This is a genomic window from Paenibacillus sp. CECT 9249, assembly GCF_918697855.1.
In the GTDB taxonomy this organism is placed as follows: Bacteria; Bacillota; Bacilli; order Paenibacillales; family Paenibacillaceae; genus MSJ-34.
Genome location: NZ_CAKKLI010000039.1, coordinates 40,891 through 49,694, shown reverse-complemented (window position 1 = coordinate 49,694; position 8,804 = coordinate 40,891). Strand labels below are relative to the sequence as shown.

Sequence of the window (8,804 nt, the reverse complement as noted above, 5' to 3'; positions counted from 1 at the left end):
TCCGGAAAGTCCAGTCCCAAATTTATTTTTCAAAGATCAACTGGAAATTTTGAAGGCGGCCGCCAGTCCCCTAGGGGACTGGAAGTAAACTCAAAACTGCCTTCAAGAAATACTATATGAGGAGGATCATGTTATGAGTCATGCCAAGAGCGGTTCGTTTACCGGCTCCATCATCCCGCACCTGTGGTTCGACAAAGAGGCGAAGGAAGCTGCGGAGTTCTATTGCTCCGTCTTCCCGGATTCCAAAATCACGAGCGCGACGACGTTGCGCGATACGCCCTCCGGCGATTCCGATCTCGTTACGTTCACCGTCTGGGGCCATTCCTTTATGGCCATCTCTGCGGGGCCTTACTTTAAGATCAATCCTTCCATTTCGTTTTTTGTGAATATCGACCCTTCCCGAGAGAAGAACGCAAGAGCCATGATCGACGAGATGTGGAGCAAGTTGTCCGAAGGCGGAAATACTCTTATGCCGCTCGGTACGTACCCGTTCAGCGAACGGTATGGCTGGATCCAGGACAAGTACGGCGTCACATGGCAGCTCATGTTGACGCAGGCGGCTGGGGAGCCGCATCCGACGATTGTCCCCTCCATGCTGTTCGCGGGCGAAAACTGCGGCAAGGCGGAAGAAGCGCGCGAGTTCTATCTTTCGGTCTTCCGCCATGCTGAGCCGGGCGCCCTCTTTCGGTATGGCCCCGGCCATGAGCCGAACCGGGAAGGAACGGTGATGTTCTCCGATTTTATGCTGGAGAACACCTGGTTAGCGGCCATGGACAGCGCTTTGGAACATCGGTTCAACTTCAACGAGGCGATTTCCCTTATGGTCTGTTGCGAAACGCAGGAGGAAATTGACTACTACTGGGAGAAACTTTCCGCCGTCCCCGAGGCCGAACAGTGCGGCTGGCTCAAAGACAAGTATGGCGTCTCGTGGCAAATCTCTCCCAACGCACTGGACGAAATGATGACCAAAGGCACGCCGGAACAACGCGACCGCGTCACACAGGCATTCTTAAAGATGAAAAAGTTTGACCTTGCGGAATTGCAAAAAGCATTTCAAGGGTAATGAACGATGGAAATTCGTTGCGCTTGAACTCACTCGCCAGAATGTGAGGAATGCCGGCCAATGCCCGGCATTCCTCACGTTCTCTTAAGTATGGATCAAATTTTAATCGTTGTATTGTTCATTTGAGTTTCAAGAACACTTATTAAAGCGACATTCCGGAGTAAGACTCGAATATAAAAACAGCGGCAACAAGAGAATTAAGTCCCAGATTGCCGCTGTTTTTATTGAACTAACGCCTATGAACGTTTCTTACTCTTCCTTCGCCGTTTCCGCATATTTTTTGAAGTTGTCCAAAATTGCTTGCCATCCGGCTTGCTGCATCTCGATAGAATGGGTTTCTTCCGCTTCAAAAGACTCAATAATTTTCGTATCGTTGTCTTGGGGAATAAAATCGATCTTTACTTTTCTGCCGTCGGCGATCGTGTAAGAGATGCTCTTATTCAGACTCACTTCATCGTAAACTCCGCCAAAATCAAATCCAAAGCTGCCATCTTTGGCTTCCATTCTCGAGACGAATTTGCCGCCGACCCTCAGATCATTCTCGGCGTATGGCGTATGCCAGTCGTCGGAAGCCTGATTCCATTGCGTGATATGCTTCGGTTCCGTCCAATATTTCCACACGTTTTCAACAGTAGAATGTACGAGTGTTTCTACTGTTATCGTTACCGGGCCGTTTGTTCCCATAACAAAACCTCCTTGAAATGAAATTAGAGGGAGCGGGAAGCTTGAACACTTCCGCTCGTACAATGGCGTCCTTGGATAGAGAAATTACCGCGGCATCATTGTAATGACTAATTGCATTATAGCAAAAGATCATCTTATAAATTTCTTTTCGATTGCTATTGTTCATCGAGGGCGGTGCGACCACATGCCTGTTTTCCCGAATCCGGCTGCTAACGGCTATGCGACGCCCCATTTAAGAGGGTCTTTTTTTCCTTTCCGCCTTTCTTCAGATTTTCTTGAGAAATATCATACGAAATTCTTCAACATTTTCCGGTATGATTCAAATAATTAAGAAAATAAGGGAAACGGGGGAGAATCATTTGTCTACGAATGAATATGCACTATTTTTACATCGATTTCTTCAAAATCCAAAGCAAGTCGGAAGTATGATGCCCAGTTCGCGATTTCTTGCGGGTACAATGGTTCAATCTGTGCCTTGGAATGAGGTAACCGCAATCGCCGAACTCGGTTCCGGCACAGGCGCTATCACACGTTTTATCAAACCGCGAGTAACCGGATCTGCGAAAGTGTTATTGTTTGAAATGGACGACATGATGAAAACCGATTTGCAAACAAACTATCCCGCCTTCACATGCCATTCAAACGCCTGCCATTTAACGAAAATAATGCAGCAGCAAGGCATCAGCCAGTTGGACTGCATTATAAGCGGATTGCCTTTTTTCAATTTTAAGAGCGCCCTGCGGGAAACGATACTCAATGAAATTACAGAAGCATTAAAACCGGGAGGATATTTTGTCGCCTTTCAATACTCCCTCCAGATGAAAAAACATTTGTCCGAGAAGTTTGTTATAGAAAAGATCGATTTCGTCCCCCTCAATTTCCCTCCGGCTTTTGTTTATACCTGTCGCAAAAGGGAGTTGCCAAACCGCTATTGAACAACCGCTGCCCACAGGAAATGGGTTCTCACCGTGGAGCAGCGGCTCTCTATATCCCCGCACGTTCCGTATCGTACACCATTTCCCCGTCATGATCCGGCTTCGCCGATCATTTGCAACTCGATTTGCTTCATTTCGTAAAAATATCCCTTTTGCTCCATCAGCTCCGAATACGAGCCCGCTTCAACGATTCTGCCTTGGTCCATCACCAAAATCCGGTCCATCTCTTCCAAGCCGGTCAGCCGATGGCAAATCAGAAGAAGCGTATCGCCCTCCGCCTGTGCCAACAGATGCCGGAAAACGCGCTGCTCCGTAACGTAATCCAGGGAAGACGTCGGTTCGTCCAGAAGCCATAACCGCCCTTTCCGGAGCATCGCCCGGGCCAAGGCCAGACGCTGCTTCTCTCCGTCCGACAAGTTCTCCCCTTTCTCATACACCGTATCGTGCAGCGTCTTATTCGGCAGTTGCACTTTATCCAGCACAGCCGACAACTCGTCGTCGGAATGATGTTCCTCATTCAAGAGCAGGTTGTCCCGAATGGTCCCCCGAAAGAAATGGCTGTGCTGCAGCACCACATTCGACGCTTGCCAAATGCTCGCTTCATTCAGTTCCATCATCGAGACATCGTTGAAACGAATCTGGCCTTCTGTCGGTGTACGCAGCTTGAGCAGCAATTCGACAACGGTTGTTTTGCCTGATCCGCTCGGCCCGACAATGGCGGTTTTCGACCCAGCCGGAAGTTTGAGAGAAATGTCCCTGAGCGCCGGCCGCCATTCATCTTCATATTGAAACGAAAGCCCGCATAGCTCAATCGAAACGCCCTGCTTGACGGATAGGTCGCCGCTTGGCTGCGGCGGCTGACGATCTGCGGCATGAACCGTTTCCGCAAGCCGCTTGGCCGCATGTTCGCTCTCCTGCTTATAGGCGGGCAGCACGGCCATTGCCGCGGCTTCTTCAAACACCGTAAGCGAAGCCATGACCAGCATCGCGAGAAACACGCCGGCAAGCGAGCCTTCCATCAGCAAATAAGCGCCGAGAACAAGCACGCCCCAGGAAATGAGAAACGTCACAAAAGCATGCAGCGATTGCCCGCGCAGCAAATGCCGCGCTGCCGCTTGCTGTTCGGCCGCCAATGCGGCGGAGGCATGCTGCAACTGCTGCTCGCGCTTGTTCAACTGCCCATATACTTTCAAATCGCGGAAACCGTAAAGCATTTCGGTTACCTCCGTGGAAAGCGCCGCCCGCTGCCTGCGAACGCGGCCCTGTATCCTTCTCTGCCCAAGCAGAACAAGCCCCGGAACGACAAAAGCCGTCGCCAGCATCCCCAGCACAAACAAACAGGCCATCCAGAACGAAAAGGCGGAAGTAAACAAAACCGTAGCCAAAAAGACCATGACGACAATGACAGGGGGATAGGCGACGCGTAAAAAATAATGCTGCAAGCTCTCTACATCCCCGACGATCCGTGCGAGCAGCTCTCCGCTCCGCTTTTTGCCAAATATCCCTGGAGTCAAAGGAACGAGCTTGGCAAAAAAGGAGGTGCGCAAACGGCTGAGCAGCGAGAACGTCGCCCGATGGGAATACAATCGTTCCGCGTAGCGGCTTGCCGCCCGCAGCAGGCCAAGTATTTTCACCAGGGACGTCAGCACAATCAAGGTATAAAGCGGCGGGGCAAATACCGTCTGCGAGATCATATACCCGCTTGCGGCAAAGAGGATTACACCTGCTATGCCGGCAATGAATCCGCCGATGATGGCCAGAGCGATATCCTTCCGTTCCTGAATCATCGCCTTTGTGAAAATAGCCAGCTCATTCATGCGAGTCCCCCTTTTCGCCCTGCATCCACCATCTCGGCATATTGAGGCAGACGAGCAAGCAGTTCATCATGGCGCCCGCTGTCCAGCAGCGCTCCGTTGTCCATAAACAAGATGCGGTCGGCTTGCCGGATCGTGTATAAGCGGTGAGCCACCGTAATCATGGTCGCCTTGCTCGCCAGTTCGGCAATGGAACGCTGCAGGACGCGTTCGGTATGCAAATCCAATCCCACCGTAGGCTCATCAAATAAAATGACGGCAGGCCGCTTCAAAAAAGCGCGCGCCAGCGCAAGCCTTTGCTTCTCGCCGCCCGACAATCCCCTGCCCCCTTCGCCGACGAAGGTGTCATAGCCTTGCTCGAGTTCGGCGGCAACCCCAGCAAGCCCGGCGGCCTCCGCCGCCTGCGCGATCTCGGCCCTGGAGACGTCCCGGCCCGCGCCAATCGCAATATTGTCGGCAAACGTGCCGGCAAAAATATACGGATGCTGGGTAATATAGCTGACGCGATCAAACCACGAAGCCTCATCGTACCCCGCAAGCGGACGTCCGTTCACCAGCACTTCGCCCGACGCCGGTTTCAGCAACCCGGCAATGAGATGCAGCAAGGTGGTTTTGCCGGAGCCGCTTTTTCCGACGATGGCGATTTGCTCCCCCGGTCCAAACGACATGGAACCGGCGACAAGTTCGAACGAATCCGGCGCATACCGAAACCGGACATCCCTGAGCTCAATGGATGGCGGCATCCGGATCGGCTGCAAAGCGGCTGTCTCCGGCTTGTCCGCTTTACCCATCCCATCGTCCTCCGCAAGCAATTCTTCCACTTTACGGACTGCCCCCATGCCGGTGCGTCCGCTATGAAAAGCGGTTCCCGTGTTTTTTAACAGGCTGTAAAACTCGGGCACCAGCAGCAGGATCAAAAAGGCGGTGTGGAAGGACAGCGATTTGAAAACGAGCAGTTGAAGCGCGAGCTCAAGCGCAACAATGCCAATGCCGAGCATCACGATGGATTCCAGCATGAATGTATTGGTAAACGCAATTCGCAAAATACCCATCGTTGCATCCCGATAAGCGAGGCTGCTGCGTTCAATTTCCTGCTGTTGGCGATAAGCACGACCGAATATTTTGAGCGAAACGAGCCCTTGAAGAGAGTCGAGAAACGTCCCGGAAAATTCGGCCAACTGCGCAAATTTCTCCTCGGATTTTTTCTTCGTTCTGAGCCCTACAAGCACCATAAATATCGGGATAAAAGGGGCGGTAACCAGCATAATCAATCCGGAATTCATATGCTCGGCAAAAACGACGATCAATATCAGGATCGGAATGACGGCGGCTTCCGCCATACGCGGCATATACTGGCTAAAATAACTATCCGCCTCATCCACAGCGTCCAGCGCCACACTCACCTTCCCGCCCGTTTGTCCGCTAAGCGCCGCCGGTACGGAAGCATTGGACAGCTTGCGCAGCACCGCCGCACGCATCTCCGTCTTGGCCCGGGCAGCCATGCGCAAGCCGATTCGCCCGTTGCCGTACGACAGCAGCGTACGCGCAGCCATAACGCCCAGCAATGCGCCCAGGATGGCAACAACCGACGAAAAGGAAGCGCTCTGCACAAAAATCCGCTCGACCGCTTCGGCAAGCAGCGCCGCCTGGCCTGCAATGGCTGCGCCGAGCGCAAGCGACATGCCCCCCAAGAGAACCAAATGTTTCCTTTGTGCGGACACGAGTTCAGACATAAGACTTTTTTTCCCCTTCACCCAAACTTCCCTCCCTTATACGACTGCGAGGTACCGAATGCATACGCCCGTTTATTGTTTGCCTTTTACATAATCCGCGTCAAAGAGGAATAGCCTGAAGACCAGAATAAGGGACGGAATCAGCAGGCACAGGCCGCCGATAAAGGCGACTACAAGCGCAACGCCCATCGACTCATGGGTGGCGCCGCTTTGAATAGTAATGTACGGATCGAGAATATAAGGATATTGGCCAATACCGTACGCAAAAAAGGCACAGAAAAATTGCAGCATGACACAAATGAAGGCCAGTCCATAGCGGCGCCCTTTGTACAGCAGCCACATGGCGATCATGAAAAAAGCAACGGATAGCGCCAGCAGCCACCATAAATCCATCATGTTTTGAAAATGCCGCTCATTATGTTGGCTAAGATAAATAAATGCCGTTAAAGCGGCAATAATCGTTGGCGTACCCCAGAACAGGGCATAGGTCCGCATCAGCTTGAGCACCGGCTGATCGTCCGCCCGCGAAGCGTAGAAGGCCAGGAACGACCCGCTAATAAACAGCACCGATACGATAGCCAATGCGACGATGCACCACGACAACGGGCTTGTCATGAGTGTCAAATAGTCCAGGGTAACACCCCCGCCTTCCTTCACAATAAAACCGCCTTCGGACAGCGTCAGCGCCACCGACAAAGAAGCCGGAATCAGCAAACCCGTTGCTCCATACAAAAACAGATACACGATATTTTCTTTGGAGCCGTAATTTTCAAACGCGTAGAAGGAGCCGCGAATGGCCAGCAGAATCACGGCGATGCTTCCGGGTACAAGCAGCGCAGAGCCGTAATAATAGGCCGTATCCGGGAAAAAGCCGACGATGCCGACGAAGAAAAAGACGAAAAACACATTGGTAATCTCCCATACCGGCGATAAATAACGGGATATTAAACGATTGATCAGGTGATCCTGTTTCGTCAGACGGGCATAGAAGGCAAAAAAGCCGGCGCCGTAATCAATGGAGGCCACAATTAAATAGCCGTACAAAAAGAGCCAAAGCACCGTGATGCCTGTCAACTCGTAACTGATCATACCCGCTCACCCTTTTCCATGGATTGAACATGCTTCTCTTTCTCAAACGTTTCCAGCTCGGCTTCTGCCGGATTGTTGCGGAACAAGCGCCTCAGGACATAGATACACATGACCCCCAGTACAATGTACAACAGCAGGAAGAGGAAAAAAAGAATCCTCACATTCGGCGATGTAGTGGCCGCTTCCTCTACGCGCATATATCCGCGGATTATCCACGGCTGCCGCCCGACTTCCGCATAAAACCAGCCCAGTTCAACGCCCAAAAACGCCAGCGGCGTACTCAATACGATCGCCCGAAGCAGCCATTTGTTGAGCTCGTTGCGTTTCTTCCGGAACAAGAACAGGAAATATAAGAGCGCAACGGCCAAAATAACAAAACCGATCCCGGCCATCAAATCAAACAAATAGTGTACGAGAAGCGGCGGGCGTTCATCGAGGGGAAACTCCTCCAGCCCCTTTACCTCGGCATTAAAGTCTCCAAAAGCCAGAAAGCTGAGCGCTTTCGGAATGTGAAGGGCTCCCATGACCTTCTGCTCCGCAGTAAGCCAGCCCAATAAAATCAAATCCGCGCCGCTTTCCGTTTGAAAATGCCATTCTGCCGCCGCCAGCTTCTCCGGTTGATGCTCCGCCAAGAACTTGGCCGACATATCCCCGGCTACCGTTGTCAGCAAGCTGAACGCCAGAACGGCCGCCATCATGAGCTCCAAAGCTTTCTTGTAATAAGCCGAGGCCCCTTTTCTTAGAATCGCGAAGGCGGCGATTCCCGCCAGCAGAGCCGCTCCCGTCAAATAGGCCGAGGTTAAGACATGGAATACTTTGGAGGCGGTCGCCGTATTAAACATCGCTTGCAGCGGATTAACCGCCGTAAAGTGGCCTGCTTCCATGACAAATCCCCCGGGCTGATTCATAAATCCGTTCACCGACGTAATAAAAAAAGCGGACATGCTTGCCCCGGCGACAATCGGAATCGTCAGCAGCCAGTGGATATACGGGTTGCGGAACCGATCCCATGTGTACAAATAAATCCCCAGGAATATGGCTTCAAAAAAGAACGCAAAAACCTCCATAAATAACGGGAGTGCGACCACATTTCCCGCCAATTGCATAAAGTTCGGCCAAACAAGCGCAAGCTGCAAGGCAATCGCCGTTCCCGTCACGACGCCAACGGCCACAGAAATGACAAATCCTCGCGTCCATCTTTTGGCCATGAGAATGTAATGAGAATCCTTCTTGCGTATACCGACGAATTCGGCAATGGCAATCATGAGCGGAACGCCGACGCCAATCGTCGCAAAAATGGCGTGAAACGCCAAGGTCAGCCCTGTCAGCCATTTGCTCCATAGTACCGTATCTATCACCACGTCAGACTGTCTCCTTTCAATCGCTGTTACGTTTGTTAACGGGATGGTTGCTAGCAACCACATGCCCGATATGTAAAAGCTATTATAACGAAGCATTGTCTCAAATGAATCACGAAAGCTTCTCC

The 8,804-nt window shown here is 51.9% G+C and carries 7 protein-coding genes; 2 read left to right on the top strand and 5 right to left on the bottom strand.

Features of this window, described 5'->3' with window-relative positions:
• Positions 1 to 133: 133 nt before the first annotated feature.
• Positions 134 to 1,063 carry a VOC family protein gene (locus LQ229_RS20890; RefSeq protein ID WP_230192805.1) on the top strand — a complete coding sequence of 310 codons (930 nt, stop codon included), beginning with the start codon at positions 134 to 136 and terminating at the stop codon, positions 1,061 to 1,063.
• 249 nt (positions 1,064 to 1,312) lie between these two features.
• Here the strand turns inward: LQ229_RS20890 and LQ229_RS20885 are convergent, their stop codons facing one another.
• Positions 1,313 to 1,747 carry an SRPBCC family protein gene (locus LQ229_RS20885; protein ID WP_230192804.1) on the bottom strand — a complete coding sequence of 145 codons (435 nt, stop codon included), beginning with the start codon at positions 1,745 to 1,747 and terminating at the stop codon, positions 1,313 to 1,315.
• 359 nt (positions 1,748 to 2,106) lie between these two features.
• On the opposite strand from LQ229_RS20885, the gene LQ229_RS20880 reads away from it, so the two are divergent.
• Positions 2,107 to 2,682 carry a methyltransferase domain-containing protein gene (locus LQ229_RS20880; RefSeq protein WP_230192803.1) on the top strand — a complete coding sequence of 192 codons (576 nt, stop codon included), beginning with the start codon at positions 2,107 to 2,109 and terminating at the stop codon, positions 2,680 to 2,682.
• A gap of 89 nt (positions 2,683 to 2,771) precedes the next feature.
• On the opposite strand, the gene cydC is transcribed toward LQ229_RS20880, so the two are convergent.
• From cydC to LQ229_RS20860, 4 genes are all read right to left on the bottom strand, one after another.
• On the bottom strand, positions 2,772 to 4,499 hold the full coding sequence (gene cydC / locus LQ229_RS20875; protein WP_230192802.1) for a thiol reductant ABC exporter subunit CydC: 1,728 nt from the start codon (positions 4,497 to 4,499) through the stop codon (positions 2,772 to 2,774).
• On the bottom strand, positions 4,496 to 6,229 hold the full coding sequence (gene cydD / locus LQ229_RS20870; protein ID WP_230192801.1) for a thiol reductant ABC exporter subunit CydD: 1,734 nt from the start codon (positions 6,227 to 6,229) through the stop codon (positions 4,496 to 4,498). Before cydD ends, cydC begins: the two co-directional genes overlap by 4 nt.
• Before the next feature lie 72 nt (positions 6,230 to 6,301).
• Positions 6,302 to 7,318, bottom strand: a complete 1,017-nt coding sequence (locus LQ229_RS20865; RefSeq protein WP_230192800.1) for a cytochrome d ubiquinol oxidase subunit II — start codon at positions 7,316 to 7,318, stop codon at positions 6,302 to 6,304.
• A complete protein-coding gene (locus tag LQ229_RS20860) occupies positions 7,315 to 8,679 on the bottom strand; it encodes a cytochrome ubiquinol oxidase subunit I (protein WP_230192799.1) in 1,365 nt (454 codons plus the stop codon). Before LQ229_RS20860 ends, LQ229_RS20865 begins: the two co-directional genes overlap by 4 nt.
• Between the last annotated feature and the right edge of the window lie 125 nt (positions 8,680 to 8,804).